The organism is Streptomyces sp. JNUCC 64, from assembly GCF_054484115.1.
On the sequence record NZ_CM137015.1, the window covers coordinates 1,462,475 to 1,479,412 of the forward strand.

Below are 16,938 nucleotides of genomic sequence, written 5' to 3' on the forward strand. Positions count from 1 at the left end.
TCAATTCTCGAAGCGGTAGCCCATGCCGGGTTCGGTGATCAGATAGCGGGGGCGGGAGGGGTCGGGCTCCAGCTTGCGGCGCAACTGGGCGAGGTACACCCGCAGATAGTGGGTGCGGCCGCCGTGGGACGGCCCCCAGACCTCCCGCAGCAGCTCCGACTGGCCCACCAGCCGCCCCGCGTTGGTGACCAGGACCTCCAGGACGTGCCACTCGGTGGGGGTGAGCCGGACGTCCGCGCCGTCCCGGACGACCCGGCGGGCGACGAGGTCCACGGTGAAGTCCTCGGTGACGACCGGGGGCGGACCCCCTCCGACGACGGTGCCGCCGCGCCGGACGGCGGCCCGCAGCCGGGCCAGCAGCTCGTCCATGCTGAACGGTTTGGTGACGTAGTCGTCGGCGCCCGCGTCCAGGGCGGCGACCTTCTCCCCCGGGGAGCGGCGCGCCGACACCACGACCACCGGGACCGGGCCGCGCGAGCGCAGCGCCCGCAGCACCGCCACCCCGCTCATGTCGGGCAGCCCGAGGTCGAGGAGGACGGCGTCCGGCGGATGGTCGGCGGCCCGGTCGAGGGCGTCGGCGCCGCCGGTCGCGGTGTCCGTCTCGTAGCCACGGGCTCTGAGGGTGATGACCAGCGCCCGCACGAGTTGCGGATCGTCCTCCACCACCAGGACCCGGGTCATCGGTGTGCCGCCTCCTCGGATAGGGCGACGCTCCCCGGGGACGGACCGGACGGTCCGGCCCCGGGGAGCGCGCGTTCAGCGCCGGGTGAGTTCCCGCAGCGCGATGTTGAGTCGCAGGACGTTGACGGTGGGCTCCCCCAGGAAGCCGAGGATCCGTCCCTCCTTGTGGTCGTCCACCAGGTCCTGGACCCGGTCGGCGGAGAGCCCGTTGCGGGCGGCGATCCGGCGGACCTGGATGTCCGCGTACTCGTGGGAGATCGCCGGGTCGAGGCCGGATCCGGAGGAGGTGACCGCGTCGGCGGGCACGTCGTCCGGGTCGATCCGGTGGCCGGGCACCGAGTTGTCCTTGATGACGGCGGCCTTGGCCTCCTTGACCTGCTTGATCAGTTCCGGGTTGTCCCCGGCGAGGTTGGTCGCGCCGGAGAGCAGCAGGTCGTACTGGGTGTTGACGGAGTTGGTGCCGAGGCCGTTGCTGGGGCGGCCCTGGAACCACTTGAGGTCGGCGGCCGGGGTCTCCTCGCCCTTCTTCAGCGGCAGGTCGTAGGACTGGCCGATGAGGGACGAGCCGACGACCTTGCCGTCGGAGGTGATCTCGGAGCCGTTGGCCTTGTCCCGGAAGAGCCCCTGGGCCACCCCGGTGACGGCGAGCGGATAGAGCACGCCGGTCACCAGGGTGAGGACCAGCAGGGCGCGCAGTCCGGCGGCCAGCAGCCGCGCGGTGTTGGTGACGGAGTTGTTCATGGCGTCAGCCGATCCCGGGGATGAGGGAGATGAGCAGGTCGATGGCCTTGATGCCGAGGAAGGGCGCGATCAGTCCGCCCAGCCCGTAGACCGTGAGGTTGCGGCGGAGCAGCCGGTCGGCGCTCACCGGCCGGTAGCGCACCCCGCGCAGGGCGAGCGGCACCAGCGCCACGATCACCAGCGCGTTGAAGATCACCGCGGAGAGGATCGCCGAGTCGGGCGAGGACAGCCGCATCACGTTGAGGGTGTCGAGGCCCGGGTGGACCACCGCGAACAGCGCCGGGATGATCGCGAAGTACTTGGCGACGTCGTTGGCGATGGAGAAGGTGGTGAGGGCGCCCCGGGTGATGAGGAGCTGTTTGCCGATCTCCACGATCTCGATGAGCTTGGTGGGGTCGGAGTCCAGGTCGACCATGTTCCCGGCCTCCTTGGCGGCGGAGGTGCCGGTGTTCATGGCGACGCCCACGTCGGCCTGGGCCAGCGCCGGGGCGTCGTTCGTCCCGTCGCCGGTCATCGCGACGAGCTTGCCGCCCGCCTGCTCCCGCTTGATGAGGGCCATCTTGTCCTCGGGGGTGGCCTCGGCGAGGAAGTCGTCGACGCCCGCCTCGTCGGCGATGGCCTTCGCGGTCAGCGGGTTGTCCCCGGTGATCATCACGGTGCGGATGCCCATGCGGCGCAGTTCCTCGAACCGTTCCCGCATGCCGTCCTTGACGACGTCCTTGAGGTGGATGACGCCGAGGACGCGGGCGCCGTCGTGGTCCTCGACCGCGACCAGCAGCGGGGTGCCGCCCTCCTGGGAGATCCGCTCGGTGGCGGCCGTGGCGTCCGGGGCGGGGGTGCCGCCCCGCTCGCGGACCCAGGCGAGGACGGCGGAGGTGGCGCCCTTGCGGACCAGACGGCCGTCGGTGTCGACGCCGGACATCCGGGTCTGGGCGGTGAACGGGATCCAGTCGGCGCCGCTCACGTCGCCCCGGGCACGGGGACGCAGTCCGTACCGCTCCTGGGCGAGGATGACGACCGAGCGGCCCTCGGGGGTCTCGTCGGCCAGCGAGGACAGCTGGGCGGCGGCGGCGAGTTCCTCCTCGGTGGCCCCGTCGACGGGGACGAACGCGGCGGCCCGGCGGTTGCCGTAGGTGATGGTGCCGGTCTTGTCGAGCAGCAGGGTGGAGACGTCACCGGCGGCCTCGACGGCGCGGCCGGACATCGCGAGGACGTTGCGCTGCACCAGCCGGTCCATGCCCGCGATGCCGATGGCGGAGAGCAGCGCCCCGATGGTGGTCGGGATGAGGCAGACCAGCAGCGCCACCAGGACCACCAGGGACAGTTCGGTCCCGGCGTGCTCGGCGAACGGCGGCAGGGTGACCACCGCGAGCAGGAAGACGATGGTGAGCGAGGCGAGCAGGATGTTGAGCGCGACCTCGTTGGGGGTCTTCTGCCGGGCGGCGCCCTCGACCAGGCCGATCATGCGGTCGATGAAGGTCTCGCCGGGCTTGGTGGTGATGGCGACGACGATCCGGTCGGACAGCACCCGGGTGCCGCCGGTGACGGCCGAGCGGTCACCGCCGGACTCGCGGATGACGGGCGCGGACTCGCCGGTGATGGCGGACTCGTCGACGGAGGCCACGCCCTCGACGACGTCGCCGTCGCCGGGGATGACGTCCCCCGCCTCGCACACCACCCGGTCCCCGACGCGCAGTTCGGTGCCGGGCACCCGCTCCTCGCCGCCGTCGGCGGTCAGCCGCCGGGCGACGGTGTCGGTCTTGGCCTTGCGGAGCGTGTCGGCCTGGGCCTTGCCCCGGCCCTCCGCGACGGCCTCGGCGAGGTTGGCGAAGAGGACGGTGAGCCAGAGCCAGGCGGAGATCGTCCAGCCGAACCAGTCGCCGGGGTCGGTGAAGGAGAACGCGGTGGTGAGCACCGAGCCGACCAGGACCACGAACATGACGGGGGACTTGACCATCACGCGCGGGTCGAGCTTGCGGACGGCGTCGGGCAGCGAGCGCAGCAGTTGCGCGGGGTCGAAGATCCCGGCGCCGACCCGCCCGGTGTCCTGGTGCCCGGTCGGGGCGTCCTGGTGGGGCGCCCTGGTCGGCGTGGTGCTGGGGGGCGCGGGAGCGGTCATGGGGTCACCTGTGGTGTCGTCGGTGGTGTCGTCGGTGCGCGGGGTCATCACGCCAGCCCTTCCGCGAGCGGGCCGAGGGCCAGGGCGGGGAAGTAGGTCAGCCCGGTGATGATGAGGATGGTTCCGGTGAGCAGCCCGGTGAACAGGGGCTTGTCGGTGCGCAGGGTGCCCGCGGTGACGGGGACGGGCCGCTGGGACGCCAGCGATCCGGCGAGCGCCAGCACGAACACCATCGGCAGGAAGCGGCCGAGCAGCATCGCGAGGCCGATGGTGGTGTTGTACCACTGGGTGTCGGCGCTGAGTCCGGCGAAGGCGGAGCCGTTGTTGTTGGCGCCGGAGGTGAAGGCGTAGAGCACTTCGGTGAAGCCGTGGGCGCCGGGGTTGAGCATGGAGTCCGGCGGGGTCGGCAGCGCCATGGAGGCGCTGGTGAAGACCAGCACGAGGGTCGGGGTGACCAGGATGTAGCAGGCCGCCAGTTTGATCTCGCGGGTGCCGATCTTCTTGCCGAGGTACTCGGGGGTGCGGCCGACCATGAGTCCGGCGAGGAAGACCGCGATGACGGCCATGACCAGCATTCCGTAGAGGCCGGAGCCGACGCCGCCGGGCGCGATCTCGCCGAGCATCATGCCGAGCAGGGTGAGGCCGCCACCGAAGCCGGTGAACGAGGAGTGGAAGGAGTCCACGGCCCCGGTGGAGGTGAGGGTGGTGGACACCGCGAAGATCGCGGAGGCGCCGACGCCGAACCGGGCCTCCTTGCCCTCCATGGCGCCGCCCGCGATCTCGTAGGCGGGCGAGCGGTGGGCGAACTCGGTCCACCACATCAGGGCGATGAAGGTGACCCAGATGGTGACCATGGTGCCGAGGATCGCGTAGCCCTGGCGCACCGAGCCGACCATGACGCCGAAGGTGCGGGTGAGGGCGAACGGGATCAGCAGGATGAGGAAGACCTCGAAGAGGTTGGTGAAGGCGTTCGGGTTCTCGAAGGGGTGGGCGGAGTTGGCGTTGAAGTAGCCGCCGCCGTTGGTGCCGAGTTCCTTGATGGCCTCCTGGGAGGCGACGGCGCCGCCGTTCCACTGCTGGGTGCCGCCGGTGAACTGGCCGACCTCGTGGATGCCGGAGAAGTTCTGGATGGCGCCGCAGGCCACCAGCACCACCGCGCCGACCGCCGCGATGGGCACCAGGATCCGGACGACGCCGCGCACCAGGTCGGCCCAGAAGTTGCCGAGTTCACCGGTGCGGGAGCGGGCGAAGCCGCGGACCAGGGCGACCGCAACGGCCATGCCGACGGCGGCGGAGACGAAGTTCTGCACCGCGAGGCCGCCGGTCTGCACCACGTGGCCCATGGCCTGCTCGCCGTAGTACGACTGCCAGTTGGTGTTGGAGACGAACGAGGCGGCGGTGTTGAACGCCTGGTCCGGGTCGATGGCGGCGAAGCCGAGGGAGCCGGGCAAGTGGCCCTGGAGCCGTTGCAGCAGGTAGAGGAAGAGGACGCCGACGGCGGAGAAGGCGAGGACGCCGCGCAGGTAGGCGGGCCAGCGCATCCCGGCGTCCGGCTGGGCGCCGATCCCCCGGTAGATCCACTTCTCGACCCGCAGATGGCGGTCGGAGGAGTAGACGCGGGCCATGTGGTCGCCCAGCGGGCGGTAGGCCAGCGCGAGGGCGGCCATCAGCGCCAGGAGTTGCAGCACTCCAGCGAGTTCGGGGCTCATGACCGGGCTCAGAACCTCTCCGGGTAGATGAGGGCGAGGACGAGGTAGCCCAGCAGGGCGACGGCCACGAGGAGGCCGATGAGGTGCTCGGCGGTCACAGCTTCGTCACCCCCTTGGCGACGAGTGCCACCAGCGCGAAGACCGCGATCGTGGTGACGACGAAGGCCACGTCGGCCATCGTGAGCTCCTGGGGAGGGAAAGTCCGGTGGGCACCCGGCCAACCGGAGGTAATCAGACAATCGGACGATTAGAGGAAAGCGGGTCCACGCCCGCCGCAGCCCGTCGTTGACGCTCCTCTTACGGCGCCACCCGCCGTCTTGACGACTCCCTTACGCGCCTCCGATCACCCCTCTCTGACCTGCGGAAAGATCACCAACCCCGGAGGAACGCCACGACCTGCGACGGGAGTTCAGGACGGGACGGGCGCGGCGGGTCCGACGGGCCCGGCGACCGGCAGGGAGAGCACCATGGTCAGTCCGCCACCCGGGGTGTCCTCGGGGGTGAGGGTGCCGCCCATGGCCTCGGTGAGCCCCCGGGACAGGGCGAGACCCAGCCCGAGGCCGCTGGTGTTGTCCGTGTCCCCGAGGCGCTGGAAGGGCTCGAAGACCCGCTCCCGGGCGGCGGCGGGCAGCCCGGGCCCCCGGTCGGCGACCCGCAGCTCCACCCGGTCCGCAGGGGCGCTCGCGGTCAGCAGCACCGGGTGCGGCGGAGGAGAGTGGCGCACCGCGTTGGCGACGAGCTGGGTGAGGGCGCGCGCCAGCAGCGGCGGGTCCGCGAACACCTCGGGCATCCGCTCCAGACCGTGGACCTCCACCGCCGGGCCGCCGGGCGGCAGGGCCGCCAGGGCGGGGACGACGACCTCCGTCAGCGCGGTGGCGCGCGGCCGGGGGGTGAGCGCCCCAGCCTGGAGCTGCCCGAGGTCGAGCAGGTTCTCCACCAGGGCGCTGAGCCGGGCGAGGGCCGCGTCGGCGGTGGCGAGCAGTTCCTCCCGGTCGTCGGCGCTCAGTTCGACGTCCCGGCTGCGCAGCGAGGCGACGGCGGCCCAGCCCGCGGTCAGCGGGGTGCGCAGATCGTGCCCGACGGCGCGCAGCAGGGCGGTGCGGGTCCGGTCGGCGGGGTCGGCGGACCGGAGGGTGACGTCCTCGGGGGCGGCCCGGACCGGGGGCCGGGAGCGCCGGGACGGACGGGCGGCGACGGCCGCGACGGTCGTGGCGGTCACCGTGAAGACGGCGAGCGCGACCAGGGCCCTGGCGTCCAGGGTGAACCGCCCGACGGGCGGGACGAACCAGTAGTTGAGCAGCAGGGAGGCGGTGACCGAGGCGAGGACGGCGGGGACCACCCCGCCCACCCGGCCGACGGCGACCACTGTGAGCAGGAACAGCAGCGTCTCGCTGACGGGGCCCAGGGCGGCACGGACGGCGTCCGCGCCGAGGAGGAGGGCCAGCAGTCCGGGAAGGAGCAGCCCGGCGGCGGGACCGGCGGCGGACCGGACGGCTCGCCGGAGCGGTCCGCCCACGGGACGCCCGGCGGCGGTGGCGGACCGCCCGCCGGACACCGTCGCGACGGCCGCGACGGCACGGCGCACGGCCCCGAGGAGGGCCCCGGTGCGGCCGGGCGGCCCGGCACGGCCCGGGGACGCGGAAGGGCGGGTCATGGGCGGGGCCGACGGGGGGCGCCGGGCTCAGAACCGTTCCGGGAAGATCAGCGCGATCACGAGGTAGCCGATCAGGCTCAGGGCGACCAACAGGCCCACCACGTTCTCGACGGTCATGGAGCGGCTCCTCAGGTGCGCCGGACGGCCCTGCCGCGCGTCCGGCTGTCGGGGGTGCGTGCTCCCAAGGAACCCCGGGCGGCCGGGCGCGCGGAGCGCTCTTGACGGCTCCTTGGCGGCCGGGCCGGAGACGTTGACACCGCGTTGACGCGGCGCCGGGGCCGGCCTCCGGTGACGGGTGCGGGCCGACTGCGGCGACGGCCGCGGAACGGGTCTGGCGACGGCTGCGGAACGGGCCCGGGAAGGGGGGCCGGGGGCGGGGCCCTGGAAAGCCGAGGTCCGGTAAGGAGCGGGTTCCAGAACGCGGAGACCCCGGAAGGATGTCCCGGAAAGCGGGGTTTCCGGCTAACCCCACCCCCCTATGAATCGGGTGTATACACGGTGCGTATAGTGACGCCCATGCAAGACACCGCACAGCTCAGCGCACCAGAAGCACCCCAGGGGACCACCACGGCGAACAAGACGGGCAAACGCCGTCTGAGGTTGCGTCCGCGCACCCTGATAGCCACCGTGGCGGTGGTCACAGCGGCGGCGATCGGCGCCTACGCGGTGATCGACTGGCTCCGTCTGGACACGGAGGCGCCCGCCGACGTACGCGCCGCCGCCGGGGACGACGGCAAGGGGGAGTTCGGCTCCGTCGACTGCCGCGAGGCGAAGTGCATCGCGCTGACCTTCGACGCGGGACCCGGCCGGTACACCCCGAAGCTGCTGGACATCCTCAAGGAGGAGAAGGTCCCCGCGACCTTCTTCCTACTGGGCCGCAAGCACATCGACACCTATCCCGGGCTGGTCAAGCGGATGGCCCGGGAGCGGCACGAGATAGCCAGCCACACCTGGACGCACCGCCGCCTCACCGAGCTGTCGGCCGACGAGGTGCGCGAGGAACTGGAGCGCACCAACACCGCGATCGAGCGGCTGACCGGCCGCAAGCCGACCCTGATGCGCCCGCCGCAGGGCCGCACCAACGACGAGGTGAACGAGATATCCCGCGACCTCGGCCTCTCCGAGGTGCTGTGGACGGTCACCGCGAAGGACTACAAGACCAATGACTCGGAACTGATCAAGAAGCGGGTGCTGGAGCAGTCCGACCGCGACGGGATCATCCTGCTGCACGACATCTACCGGGGCACGGTGCCCGCGGTGCCGGGCATCATCACCGAGCTGAAGGCCAAGGGGTACACGTTCGTCACCGTCCCCCAGCTGTTCGCGCCGGGCGTCCCGGAGCCCGGGGTGATCTACCGCTAGACGACACGTGCCACCGTCCGTCGGACACGTGCCACCACACCCGTCCACCCGGCCCCGACGCCACGCGAGCCGACCGCGCCGGGCGCGGACCGTCGCGGGGCGGGACCGCAGGGGGGCACCCGGACCACCCGGACCGCCCGGACGACCCGGCGAGATCCGTGAGAGAGACGGCCTAGCATCGGGGGATGGCCCTCGTCGTCCTGGAACGCCGCACCCCGCTCGACCCCGCCGAGGCATGGGAGCGGCTGGTCGACTGGGAACGCCACGGCGCCTTCGTCCCCCTCACCCGGCTGACGGTGACCCCTCCCCCGCCGGTCGGCCCCGGGACCACGGTGGTGGCCCGGACGGGGATCGGCCGGTTCGGCTTCGACGACCCCATGGAGGTCGTCGAGTGGGTTCCGCCGCACGGAGGCGGCGCGGGCCGCTGCCGACTGGAGAAACGGGGACGGCTGGTGCGCGGCTGGGCCGAGATCCGGGTCCGGCCCGAAGCCACCGGCGCCCGGGTGGAGTGGCGGGAGGACCTCCGGGTGCGCGGAGTCCCCGCGCTGGCCGACCCCCTGCTCGCCGCCGCCGGACGCCTGGCCTTCGGCCGGACCGTCGACGGACTGCTGGCCCACCGGAACGGGGAGGGGTAGCCGGGCAGCTGGCCCACCGGAGCCAGCAGAGGCAGCCCGACCGCTGGCCCACCGGAGCCAGCAGAGACAGTCGGCCCGCTGGCCCGTAGGAGCGGACGGGCACCGACGGACCGCGAGGAAAAGCGGAGTTGACGGAGACCGGCCGGGGACCGCCCCGACCAGGTGCGTACCCTCCCCGCATGTCCTCCCCCTCGTCCCCCGTACCCGGGGGCGCCCCGGAGACCGTCCTCGTCGACGGCGGTACCACGGCCCGCTTCGACGGGCGGCGGCTGCTCGTGGTGCGCGGCCGGACCAGCTGGCACCTGCCCGTCCGGGCCCTGCGCACGGCGGAACGGACCACCGACGGCACGGTCCGGGTCGAGATCGCCGGGCTGCCCGGCGAGGCGGCCCGGCACGGCCTGGGAACGGTGTTCGAACTGCGCGGCCCCAACCACCGGGCGACCGAGGCGTTCCTCGGTCAGCTCAGGGCCGCCGTCATCGCCCATCCGACCGTTCCCGACGGTCACGCGCTGGTGGAGCGGCGGGAGGCCGACCCGCGCGGCGGCCCCTCGCCCCGGACGCGTCGGCGCCTCGTCATCGGCTCCCTCGTCGTCGCGTACTACACGGCACTGGTGGTGACCGGCGTGCTGACCCTCGGGGCGATGTACGCGGGGGTCGCCTTGTTCCTCGCCCTCCTCCCGGGCTCCGCGGCGCTGGCGGGCGCGGTCGGACTGTGGCGGACGGGGCGCCGGTTGCGTTCCCTCCTGCTGCTGCGGCGGCGCGGCATCGGCGTGGTCGGCCGGGCCTTCGGCCGGGCGCGGCTGACCAGGGGCCCGGTGGTGTGGGAGTTCTCCCTGCTGACGTTCACCACGCTCGACGGACGGCGGATGACGGGCGTGCCCTCCGTCGTCTCCGCGAGGGTGCCGGTCCCCGCCCCGGACACGGTCGTCCTCAGCTACGACCCGGAACGGCCCACCCGGGCCAGCCGCCCGCCCACCCCCGGCTTCCTCGTGCGGACCCTGCTGATCGGGGTGGTCTCGCTGTCCCCGGTCGGGTTCCTCGTCCTCCTCTACACCGCCATGCTCCTCGGCTGAGCGCCCCGCCGTCCCGGCGGGTTGGCTGGCCAGGCCCCTGTTCTTGTAGATTCATATGAAGAACGGTGTCCGGCGACCCCGGGACGTTCGACCGGGACCACGAGGGTGACGGTCACCTCAGGACAGAGACGGATCGGCGGCGACCACACATGCGGCTGCGCGCACTGCTGGAGACGGACGCGCTGGGTCTGCGACTGCTCGGCGGCGAGGACGAACTGGACCGCGCGGTGCGCGGGGTGATGACCACCGATCTGCGGGACCCCAGCCGCTATCTGTCCGGCGGCGAACTGGTGCTCACCGGACTCGCCTGGCGCCGGGGCCCGGAGGACTCCGAGCCCTTCGTCCGCATCCTGGCCACCGCCGGGGTGACCGCGCTGGCGGCGGGCGAGGCGGAGCTGGGGGACGTCCCCGACGACCTGGTCCGGGCCTGCGCCCGGCACCGCGTCCCGCTGTTCGCGGTCAACGAGCGGGTGGCCTTCGCGACCATCACCGAGCACGTCGTCCGACAGGTGTCCGGCGAGCGCGCGGGCGACCTCGCCGCCGTGGTGGACCGCCACCGCCGGCTGATGACGCCGGGACCGGCGGGCGGCGGCCCGGACGCGGTGCTGGACCTGCTCGGCACCGACCTGGACCTACGCGCCTGGGTGCTGTCCCCGACCGGACGCCGGATCGCCGGACCGCACACCGCCGGACGCACGCTCTCCGAGGAGGCGTGCACGGCGCTCGCCACCGCGCACTTGACGGCCGTGCGCACCGGCCGTCGCGGCCCCTGCCGGACCTCCGTGGGCGACGCCCCGTACGCGCTGTTCCCGGTGCGCGGCGGACGCGGCGGGGCGGGCGGGTCCCGGGAGGCCCGCGAGGGGGCGCTGTCCGAGTGGGTGCTCGCCGTCGCGGCCGACACCGCCGACTGGCCCGAGGAGCGCCTCGACCTGCTGCACGGGGTGACCCAGCTGATCGCCGTGGAACGGGACCGCCGGGACGCGGCGCGCACCGTCCGGCGGCGGCTGGCGCACGAGGTGCTGGAGCTGGTGCGCCAGGACTCCGCCCCCACCGAGATCGCCGCCCGGCTGCGGGTGGCCGCGCCGGTCCTGCTGCCGGGCACCGCCGCCCCGCCGCGCTGGCAGGTGGTGGTGGCCCGGATCGAGTGGACCGGAGGAACCGACGGGCGCGCCTCGGGCGACCGGGACGCGGAGGAGCGCGGCCGGGTGGCCCGGGCGCTGCTGGAGGAGGTCCTCGTGGACCCGCTGGCGACCGGTACCGAGCCCGCCGACCGGATCGCCGTCGCGTACGCCGGGGACGAGGCCGTCGCCCTGGTGCCGTTGATCACGCCCGCCGGGGAGCCGGGCACCGAGGGCCACGGGAGCGGGGACGAGGAGGCGCCGCCGGGCGGCGAACTGGTCGCGGACGCGCTGCTGCGCTCGGTGCGCGAGCCGCTGGCGGCGGGGCTCGGGGACGAGGGGCGGCTGACGCTCGGGGTGAGCGCGGCCGTGCCCTCCGCCGACGGACTGCGCGGGGCGCTGGAGGAGGCCCGGCACGCCCGCCGGGTCGCGGCGGCCCGCCCGGGACCGGTCAGCGCGGCGGGCCACCAGGAGCTGGCGTCCCACGTACTGCTGCTGCCGTTCGTCCCGGACGACGTGCGGCGGGCGTTCACCGCGCGGCTGCTCGACCCGCTGCGCGCCTACGACCGGCGGCACCGGGCGGACCTGGTCGAGACGCTGGAGGCGTTCCTCGACTCGGACGGCTCCTGGACCCGGTGCGCGGCCCGGCTGCACCTCCACGTCAACACGCTGCGCTACCGCGTCGGCCGGATCGAGCAGTTGACGGGTCGCGATCTGTCCCGGCTGGAGGACAAGCTCGACTTCTTCCTCGCCCTGCGGATGAGCTGACGCCCCAAGGCCCGCCGCTCGTTCCGGGCCCCCCGGGGCGTCGCTTCTACCCCGGTCGTGTTCGATTCGCACCCCGAGACTTTGTGAAAAGTTTCACCCACCCCCTTGGCCCGGCGCTCCGATCCGTGCTGAGATTCCGCATCGGCTCAGGAACACGAGGGTGTGCTCGGGGAGGGCGATGTGGCGTTTACCGCTGTGTCTGGTTCAGGAACGACCTCAAGTGACGATCCGCTCCAGACCGCGGTATGGCGGTTGCGTTCGCGCGCCTGCTGGGGCGACGCCGCGGCGCTGCTGGAGCGACGGGCCCTGACCGACGCGGGTGCCGCGCTCCAGCGGGTGGCCCTCTTCGTGGAGCGCTGCCTCTACACGGAACAGGGGTGGGCGGAGGCGGAGGACGCGCTGCGCACCGCCGAGGCGCTGGCCAGCGGTGACGCCGAACGCGGGGCCGCCGCCTGTGAACGGGGCCAGCTCGCGTACGCCTCGACGCTGCTCGGGGTCCGGGACCGCGCCGACGAGGCCCGCTCGGCGCTGGGCCGGGCCGCCGCGCTGATCGCCCCCGGATCGCCCGCGCGGGCGGTGCTCGACTTCCGCCGGGGCCTGCTCGCGGAGAACCTCGGGGACTCCCCGGAGGCCGCGCGGGCCGCCTACCGGCGCGCCCACGCCGGGGCGGCCGCCGCCGGGGACCCGTTGCTGCTCTCGTTCACCTGGCGCCAGCTCGCCGGACTGGCCCTCCAGGACGGCGAACTCGCCGAGGCCCGGCACGGCTTCGCCGAGTCGCTGCGCATCCGCGAGGAGCTGGGCTACCTGGTCGGCACCGCTCCCGCCCTCGCCTCGCTCGCGGAGGCCGAGAGCGAACCGGAGGCCACCCGGCTGCGCCAGGAGGCCGGACGGCTGCTGCGGCTGCTCGGCGGGGTGCCCACCTGGCTCGGCCAGCAGCTCGCCACGGCCCAGGCGGCCGCGACGGCCACGGCGGTGAAGACGGTCTGACGGCCTGTGCCCCTGCGACGCGCCACCGCGCCACAGGGGCACAGGGGCACAGAGGCACAGAGGCACAGAGGCACAGGGACGGATACCCCCGGGGTGAGCCCCGGGGTCAGGCTCCGGCGAAGTGGGCGCGCACCAGGGACCCCACCGTGACGAGGTCACGGGCGTCGAGGGCGTCGAGGAGTGCCGTGTGGTCGGCCGCGTCGGCGACCAGGTCGGCCCGGCGCATCGACAGCGGCCCGCTGATCAGCGGCCACTGGGCGCGGCGGTGCAGATCGTCGGCGACCCGCACCAGCTGCTGGTTGCCGGAGAGGGCGAGGACCGCGCGGTGGAACGCCCGGTCGGACTCGGCGTAGGCGGCGCGGTCACCGCTCGCCGCCGCCACCTCCGTCGCCGCCGCCAGCGGGCGCAGTTCGGCCCAGCGGGCGGCGGGCACGGTGGTGGCGAGCCGGAGCATCACGGGGACCTCGATCAGCGCCCGGACCTCCGCCAGCTCCGCGAGCTGGCGGGCGCTGCGTTCCACGACCCGGAAGCCCCGGTTGGGCACCACTTCCACGGTGCCCTCGACGGCGAGCTGCTGCATGGCCTCCCGCACGGGGGTGGCCGAGACCCCGAGGCGTTCCCCGAGCACCGGCGCCGAGTACACCTCGCCGGGCACCAGCTCGCCCTCCACCAGGGCGACCCGCAGCGCGGCGAGCACCTGTCCGCGCACGCTCGCCCGCACCAGCGGACGGGGTCTGCGGGGCAGCGGCGGCTCACCGTGGGTGTGCTCGCCCCGGACGGCCGGGGCGGGTCCGGTGGCGCGGGACTGTCCGGGCACCCGGACCGGCGCTTCGGCGGGACCCGGCGGGACCGTCCGGGCACCCGGACCCGCCGGGCCGGTGGGACCCGGGCCCTCGACGGCACGGGCCGCGCGGTCGGCACGGGCCACTCGGCCGGCGGGGGCCGGGAGGTCCACGGAATCCGCTAACGGGCGCGGGGCGGGTCCGGGAAGGCGGGGGGAGTCGTCGTCGCCGGGGGCGTGACCGACCGGGTCGCGCGCGGGCAGCGGTCCGGGACGGGTCATCGTGGCCTCCTCCGGCACTCAGCGCTACGGCGGCCCCTCGGCCACCCCGGAGAACGACGGGCGCGCGGGCCCCGGACTCCACACCACGATCTTATCGGGTAAGGTTAGCCTTACTTGCCGGCATCCGTGATTCGGTGGTCCCAGATGAGCGCTTCCGCCCCACCCGCAGGGGTATCCCCCGCGGATGACGCGTCCTGGCGCGGGCCCTTCGGGAACGTTCCGTCCGGCGTCCACGCGGTCGCCGCGCCCTCCCCCGTCGCCGCCTCCTACGCCCGGCTGACCGAGGTGTTCCCGGGTCTCAGGGTCGAGGAGCTGACCCCCGGCGAACGGCAGCCGGAGGGCGGCGGCTGGGTGTCGGCGGCCCGGCTGGCCGGGGGCGGACCGGAACTGGACGCCTTCCTCGCCTGGGACGAGGCGCAGGTGCTGCGGGACTACGGCCAGCGCGCGCGTCCCGACGTCATCGCCACCTTCGGACTGCACCGCTACTCCTGGCCCGCCTGTCTGCTCGTCACCGTGCCCTGGTTCCTGCACCGCCGGGTGCCCCGGTTCCCGGCCTCCCGGGTGTCGTTCCAGCGGGCGCTGGGCCGGATGTCGGTGCGGGTCGGCACGTTCGCCTGCCTCCCCGACGACCCGCTGGCCGGGCACCCGGACGCCCGGGTGGTGCCCGACGCCGAGGCGCTGCGCGCGGAGGTGCGCGCGGCGGTGGCCGAGCACCTGGAGCCGCTGCTGGCCGGGTTCGGCCCCCGGATGCGGCGCCGGGGGCGGGCGCTGTGGGGCATGGCCACCGACGAGGTGGTCGAGGGGCTCTGGTACGTCTCCCACCTCCTCGGCGAGGAGGAGCGCGGCATCCGCGAACTGGAGGCCCTGCTGCCCGGTTCGACGGGACCGTACGTGGGGGGTGCCGGGTTCCGGACGCTGACGAGCCCTCAGGGCCGTTCTTTGCCAACCCGCGACCGCGCGAGCTGCTGTCTCTTCTATACGCTGCGGCCTGAGGAAACCTGCGTCACGTGCCCCCGGACGTGCGATGGGGATAGGGTGTCAAGGCTCAGTGAGGCAGCTTCCTCCTGAACCACCCGTACCGGTAATGTGATGCGAACTCAACTCGCACCACTCGCGCGGAAGTTCGAGCGGACGGCGACACGCGGCGGCTCCCCACACCCCCCTTGGCGTTCTCTTGCGCGGAAACCTCCTGAGCGACCTCGGGTTTGAGGAACGATGGCGCCCGAACAGCCCTACTGCGACGCAAGGGACGCGTGATGAGATTGACCGACATATCGCTTGACTGGTTGCTTCCGGGCGCCGTACTGCTCCTGGGGATACTGGCGGCGGTTGCGGTGATGGCGCGCTCCAAGCGGGCCAAGGAGCAGCCCTCGAAGGCCGCGGACGACTCCTGGGAACGCAGCGAGGAGCGCCGCAGGCGCAAGGAGGCGATGTACGCGACCGCCTCCTACGTGCTGCTGTTCTGCTGCGCGGCGGTCGCGGCGGCGCTGTCCTTCCACGGACTGGTCGGCTTCGGCCGCCAGAACCTCAACCTGTCCGGAGGCTGGGAGTACCTGGTCCCGTTCGGGCTGGACGGCGCGGCCATGTTCTGCTCGGTGCTCGCCGTGCGCGAGGCCAGCCACGGTGACGCCGCCCTCGGTTCCCGGCTGCTCGTGTGGACGTTCGCCGGTGCGGCGGCCTGGTTCAACTGGGTGCACGCGCCGCGCGGCCTCGACCACGCGGGCGCCCCGCACTTCTTCGCCGGGATGTCGCTCTCGGCGGCGGTGCTCTTCGACCGCGCGCTGAAGCAGACCCGCCGGGCGGCGCTGCGCGAACAGGGCCTGGTGCCCCGTCCGCTGCCGCAGATCCGGGTGGTCCGCTGGCTGCGCGCGCCCCGGGAGACCTTCGCCGCCTGGTCGCTGATGCTCCTGGAGGGCGTGCGGACCCTGGACGAGGCCGTGGACGAGGTGCGCGAGGACCGCCGCCAGAAGCTGCACAACCGTCAGATCCGCCGTGAGCAGGAGAAGCTGAAGAAGGCTCAGCTCAAGGCGATAAGCCGCAGCCACCACCGGGGCATGCTGACCCGGGGCGGCCGTCAGGTGGAGATGCAGCCCGCGATGGCGGGGGGAGCGGCCCCTTCTGGCGCGGACCCCGCTATACCGGAGGAACAGCCGCCCTCACCCGCGTCCCCCCGTTCCCTCACCCCCGTCCGCCGGAGCGGTGACCCCATCACGGTCGATCTGACCGCCGAGGACGACACCCAGGCCCTGCCGAGGCTCGACTCGCTGGAGCGCAAGCTGAAGGACCTAGAGCAGCAGTTCGGCTGAGACCCTTCCACGGGTCCCGGCCGGTCCGGGAACGGGCGCCTTCCGGGGCGGTGGCACACGGCGCGAGCCGCGGCCACCGCCCCGGCGTCGTTTCCGGCGGCGTTCCGGAGCCCTTCGGGAACTCCCGGGTCCTCCTGGCGTCAACTCCGGAGCGCCCTGGGACCCTCCGGCATCGTTTCCGGACGGCGGGCGGTGGGCGGCGGTGGGCCGGGGACGGCTCAGGGGTGGGCGCCGGTCTCCAGTTCGAACCAGACCGTCTTGCCGAGGCCGAGGCCCCGGACGCCCCACCGGTCGGACAGCGATTCCACCAGCGCGAGGCCCCGGCCGCCCGTCGCCTCGTGCGGCACCGGCCCCCGGGGACGCGGACGGTGGCGGACGAAGTCCCGCACCTCGACCCGTAACCGCCGGGGTCCGGCGGCCACCCGCAGCACGGCCGGACGGTCCGTGTGGACGAGCGCGTTGGTGACCAGTTCGCTGGTGAGCAGTTCGGCGGTCTCCGCCTGACCGGGGCGCCCCCAGTGACCGAGGAGTTCCCGTACCGCGCGGCGCGACTCCGGGACCGCCCGCAGGCCGTCCGTCCGGGAGAACCTCCGCTTCAGCCGTCGCACCCTCGCCCGTCCCGTCATGGCCCCCGCCCCCATGGTGTGTCCGCCTCGCTTCCGCGATCGCCCGAACGTGTACACCCGGATGCATGCCCGCCACGGTCCCCAGCACACCTGGGG

15 protein-coding genes and 1 pseudogene are annotated in these 16,938 nt (G+C 73.8%); 7 read left to right on the forward strand and 9 right to left on the reverse strand.

Features of this window, described 5'->3' with window-relative positions:
• The 7 genes and pseudogenes from ACVWNX_RS05800 to kdpF (ACVWNX_RS05830) all read right to left on the reverse strand — a co-directional run bounded on the left by ACVWNX_RS05800 (nt 1) and on the right by kdpF (ACVWNX_RS05830) (nt 7,021).
• On the reverse strand, nt 1-681 hold the full coding sequence (locus ACVWNX_RS05800; RefSeq protein WP_454412792.1) for a response regulator: 681 nt from the start codon (nt 679-681) through the stop codon (nt 1-3).
• A 75-nt stretch (nt 682-756) separates the two neighbouring features.
• Nucleotides 757-1,422, reverse strand: a complete 666-nt coding sequence (locus ACVWNX_RS05805) for a potassium-transporting ATPase subunit C (protein WP_454412793.1) — start codon at nt 1,420-1,422, stop codon at nt 757-759.
• Nucleotides 1,423-1,426: 4 nt separating this feature from the next.
• Nucleotides 1,427-3,589, reverse strand: coding sequence for a potassium-transporting ATPase subunit KdpB (gene kdpB / locus ACVWNX_RS05810; protein ID WP_454412794.1), 2,163 nt, complete (start codon nt 3,587-3,589; stop codon nt 1,427-1,429).
• A complete protein-coding gene (gene kdpA / locus ACVWNX_RS05815; RefSeq protein WP_454412795.1) occupies nt 3,589-5,250 on the reverse strand; it encodes a potassium-transporting ATPase subunit KdpA in 1,662 nt (553 codons plus the stop codon). The genes kdpB and kdpA overlap by 1 nt, the downstream gene beginning before the upstream one ends.
• 8 nt (nt 5,251-5,258) lie before the next feature.
• Complete coding sequence (kdpF, locus tag ACVWNX_RS05820; protein ID WP_454412796.1) at nt 5,259-5,348, reverse strand: K(+)-transporting ATPase subunit F; 90 nt, start codon at nt 5,346-5,348, stop codon at nt 5,259-5,261.
• A 311-nt stretch (nt 5,349-5,659) separates the two neighbouring features.
• Nucleotides 5,660-6,778, reverse strand: a pseudogene (locus ACVWNX_RS05825) (sensor histidine kinase); the annotation flags it as partial.
• Nucleotides 6,779-6,931: 153 nt separating this feature from the next.
• On the reverse strand, nt 6,932-7,021 hold the full coding sequence (kdpF, locus tag ACVWNX_RS05830; protein WP_385493321.1) for a K(+)-transporting ATPase subunit F: 90 nt from the start codon (nt 7,019-7,021) through the stop codon (nt 6,932-6,934).
• Nucleotides 7,022-7,420: 399 nt separating this feature from the next.
• On the opposite strand from kdpF (ACVWNX_RS05830), the gene ACVWNX_RS05835 reads away from it, so the two are divergent.
• The 5 genes from ACVWNX_RS05835 to ACVWNX_RS05855 all read left to right on the forward strand — a co-directional run bounded on the left by ACVWNX_RS05835 (nt 7,421) and on the right by ACVWNX_RS05855 (nt 12,847).
• Nucleotides 7,421-8,266: a polysaccharide deacetylase family protein gene (locus tag ACVWNX_RS05835; protein WP_454412797.1), complete on the forward strand. Its 846-nt coding sequence runs from the start codon at nt 7,421-7,423 to the stop codon at nt 8,264-8,266.
• Between the two features lie 185 nt (nt 8,267-8,451).
• Nucleotides 8,452-8,901, forward strand: coding sequence for an SRPBCC family protein (locus ACVWNX_RS05840; protein ID WP_454412798.1), 450 nt, complete (start codon nt 8,452-8,454; stop codon nt 8,899-8,901).
• A gap of 179 nt (nt 8,902-9,080) precedes the next feature.
• Nucleotides 9,081-9,974 carry a hypothetical protein gene (locus tag ACVWNX_RS05845; protein WP_454412799.1) on the forward strand — a complete coding sequence of 298 codons (894 nt, stop codon included), beginning with the start codon at nt 9,081-9,083 and terminating at the stop codon, nt 9,972-9,974.
• A 149-nt stretch (nt 9,975-10,123) separates the two neighbouring features.
• Nucleotides 10,124-11,860 carry a PucR family transcriptional regulator gene (locus ACVWNX_RS05850; RefSeq protein ID WP_454412800.1) on the forward strand — a complete coding sequence of 579 codons (1,737 nt, stop codon included), beginning with the start codon at nt 10,124-10,126 and terminating at the stop codon, nt 11,858-11,860.
• A gap of 180 nt (nt 11,861-12,040) precedes the next feature.
• Nucleotides 12,041-12,847: a hypothetical protein gene (locus ACVWNX_RS05855; RefSeq protein ID WP_454412801.1), complete on the forward strand. Its 807-nt coding sequence runs from the start codon at nt 12,041-12,043 to the stop codon at nt 12,845-12,847.
• A gap of 106 nt (nt 12,848-12,953) precedes the next feature.
• On the opposite strand, the gene ACVWNX_RS05860 is transcribed toward ACVWNX_RS05855, so the two are convergent.
• Nucleotides 12,954-13,910, reverse strand: coding sequence for a GntR family transcriptional regulator (locus ACVWNX_RS05860; RefSeq protein WP_454412802.1), 957 nt, complete (start codon nt 13,908-13,910; stop codon nt 12,954-12,956).
• 144 nt (nt 13,911-14,054) lie between these two features.
• Between ACVWNX_RS05860 and ACVWNX_RS05865 the strand changes: the two genes are divergently transcribed.
• Both ACVWNX_RS05865 and ACVWNX_RS05870 read left to right on the forward strand, forming a co-directional pair.
• A complete protein-coding gene (locus ACVWNX_RS05865; RefSeq protein ID WP_454412803.1) occupies nt 14,055-14,978 on the forward strand; it encodes a (2Fe-2S)-binding protein in 924 nt (307 codons plus the stop codon).
• Between the two features lie 188 nt (nt 14,979-15,166).
• A complete protein-coding gene (locus ACVWNX_RS05870; protein WP_454412804.1) occupies nt 15,167-16,216 on the forward strand; it encodes a DUF2637 domain-containing protein in 1,050 nt (349 codons plus the stop codon).
• A 218-nt stretch (nt 16,217-16,434) separates the two neighbouring features.
• Here the strand turns inward: ACVWNX_RS05870 and ACVWNX_RS05875 are convergent, their stop codons facing one another.
• Entirely contained in the window at nt 16,435-16,842 is a 408-nt protein-coding gene (locus ACVWNX_RS05875) for an ATP-binding protein (protein ID WP_454412805.1), read from the reverse strand.
• Between the last annotated feature and the right edge of the window lie 96 nt (nt 16,843-16,938).